Below are 2,383 nucleotides of genomic sequence, written 5' to 3' on the forward strand. Positions count from 1 at the left end.
GTAAGCGTCCGGCGAACTCACCTTGCGTAAGTCAGGCCGGCATCCACTGATGCGGCAGTAACTGCCCGATCTCACTGGCCCGTTGGGTCGGCAGTCGCGTCAGCACATCCTTGAGATAGGCATACGGATCATGCCCATTCATGCGTGCCGACTGGATCAAACTCATGATCGCCGCCGCACGTTTACCACTGCGCAGCGACCCGGCAAACAGCCAGTTCGATCTTCCGAGTGCCCATGGCCGTATCTGGTTCTCGACTTGGTTGTTGTCGATGGGCACAGCCCCATCGTCCAAGTAGCGCGTCAGCGCTACCCAGCGTTTCAGGCTGTAATCGAGGGCTTTGGCCGTGGCTGATCCGTTGGGCACCAAGTCGCGCTGGGCCAACATCCAGTCATGCAGTGTTTTGAGGATTGGCACCGCCATTTCCTGACGTATTTGCCAACGATCTTCATCACTCATGTCCCGCGCTTGGCGTTCGACCTCGTACAAACCGCTGATCGAGTGCAGGGCCTGTTCAGCCAGCTGGCTTTTATTCGCTACGTGCAGATCAAAGAACTTGCGACGAGCGTGAGCCATGCAGCCGATTTCAGTGATGCCTTGCTCAAATCCGGCCTTGTAGCCAGCGAAGTCATCGCAAACCAGCTTGCCGTTCCAGTCGCCCAGGAAGTTGCGTGCATGTTCGCCAGCACGGCTTGGGCTGAAGTCGTAAACCACCGCGTTGAGCGCCGAAAACGGCGTCGTGCTGTAGGCCCATACATAGGCCCGGTGGGTTTTCTTCTCGCCTGGCGCAAGCATTTGCACTGGTGTTTCATCGGCGTGAATCACACCCTGGTTCAGCACCGCTTCACGCAGAGCATCAACTAGCGGCTGAAGGCTCACGCCAGTTTGTCCGACCCATTGCGCCAAGGTCGAACGAGCAATTGCCAGTCCGGCGCGACCAAAGATTTTCTCCTGCCGGTACAGCGGCAAGTGATCGGCAAACTTGGCCACCATCACGTGGGCCAGCAGACCTGCGGTCGGGATACCTTTGTCGATAACCTGCGCCGGCACCGGCGCCTGAATCAGGGTTTCGCACTGACGGCAGGTCCATTTACCACGTACATGTTGCTCGACGGTAAACACGCCCGGCGTGTAATCCAGCTTCTCGCTGACGTCTTCGCCGATGCGTTGAAGTTGGCAGCCGCAGGCGCACTGGGTGTTCTCAGGTTCGTGACGAATTACCGTGCGTGGAAACTGCGGCGGCAAGGGCGCACGTTTCGGGGACTGCCGTGGTTCGGCCTGTGGCGCAGCCGGGAGAAGCTGTTTCAGCTCGGCCTCGATAGCCTCAAGGTCGGTGTCGAGCAGGTCATCCAGCAAGTTGCTTTGCGCCGGGCTGATTTGCTCGCTGCGCTTGGCAAACTTGTGGCGTTTGAGCAGGGCGATTTCGAACTTGAACTGTTCGATGAGGATTTCATCGTTCTGGATCTTTCTGCTCATAGCCTCGACTTGGGATTGCAACTGCAACGCCTGTGCCGCCAAGGCACGAAGCTGTTCCGGGGTCATCTGGTCGAGGTTGGGCGAGAAAGTCATGCCGCCGATTGTGCCAGAGCAGGCGCGGGACGACGACAAGTAGACCGGCCAAATGGCCGGCGGTTAAAGCACGGTAATCACACCGCCTGCGCCAACGCGTTGCCACGGCAGGCCCAGTACCAACGCCTGGAGTTGTTCGTTGTCGAGCTCGACCTCGCAGCCATGGCGAATGCCGGGCCAGTGGAACTTGCCTTGGTTAAGTCGCCGCGCTGCAAGCCAGACGCCCACGCCGTCGTGTACCAGCACTTTTATCCGGTTAGCCCGGCGATTGGCGAACAGATAAGCACAGTGCGGCTTCGCCGCACCAAACACCGCGATCACTCGGGCTAAAGCGGTTTCGGTACCGGCGCGCATGTCCATCGGCTCGGTGGCCAGCCAGATGGCATCGATGCGGATCATCGAGTGACAGCCCGAATAAACTGCGCGCAGCCCTCAGGATCCGAGGTTGGCCATTTCACCATGATCACTTGCCCGGCCATGGGCAACTCGATGATCACTGACGCTTCGACTGGCCGTTTAGGTGCGGCTTTTAGCGGGACGAAAGCTGGTAGTGAAGCCGCTGCGGGCTGATCTCGATAGAGCGGCAGCCATTTGCGGATGACGTTGGCATTGATGCCGTGGCTGATGGCGACACTGGACACGGTTGCGCCAGGTTGTAGGCATTCCTGAACGACCTGAGCTTTGAATGGTTTGGGATAAGAGCTTCGTTGGCGCATGGAAATCCTGGCGATAAGGGTGATCGCGTCCGCTTAAAAATACGCGGACACCATCGCCCTTAATGCTGGAGTTCGGAAGGTGAGTTCGCCGTACGCTTAC

At 58.7% G+C, this 2,383-nt stretch carries 3 protein-coding genes; all 3 read right to left on the reverse strand.

Features of this window, described 5'->3' with window-relative positions:
• Window positions 1-31 precede the first annotated feature (31 nt).
• Window positions 32-1,567, reverse strand: coding sequence for an IS66 family transposase (gene tnpC / locus JSY17_RS25415; protein WP_206403376.1), 1,536 nt, complete (start codon window positions 1,565-1,567; stop codon window positions 32-34).
• A 63-nt stretch (window positions 1,568-1,630) separates the two neighbouring features.
• Window positions 1,631-1,966: an IS66 family insertion sequence element accessory protein TnpB gene (tnpB, locus tag JSY17_RS25805; RefSeq protein ID WP_232849656.1), complete on the reverse strand. Its 336-nt coding sequence runs from the start codon at window positions 1,964-1,966 to the stop codon at window positions 1,631-1,633.
• Window positions 1,963-2,283, reverse strand: a complete 321-nt coding sequence (gene tnpA / locus JSY17_RS25425; RefSeq protein WP_206403377.1) for an IS66-like element accessory protein TnpA — start codon at window positions 2,281-2,283, stop codon at window positions 1,963-1,965. Before tnpA ends, tnpB begins: the two co-directional genes overlap by 4 nt.
• Window positions 2,284-2,383: the final 100 nt, after the last annotated feature.

Source organism: Pseudomonas capsici, assembly GCF_017165765.1.
Taxonomy (GTDB): domain Bacteria; phylum Pseudomonadota; class Gammaproteobacteria; order Pseudomonadales; family Pseudomonadaceae; genus Aquipseudomonas; species Aquipseudomonas capsici.

What these genes read in the sequence shown, in the direction of transcription:
- tnpB (WP_232849656.1), bottom strand. Translation starts at nt 1,966, where the DNA reads ATGATCCGCATCGATGCCATCTGGCTGGCCACCGAGCCGATGGACATG.
- tnpA (WP_206403377.1), bottom strand. Translation starts at nt 2,283, where the DNA reads ATGCGCCAACGAAGCTCTTATCCCAAACCATTCAAAGCTCAGGTCGTT.
- tnpC (WP_206403376.1), bottom strand. Translation starts at nt 1,567, where the DNA reads ATGACTTTCTCGCCCAACCTCGACCAGATGACCCCGGAACAGCTTCGT.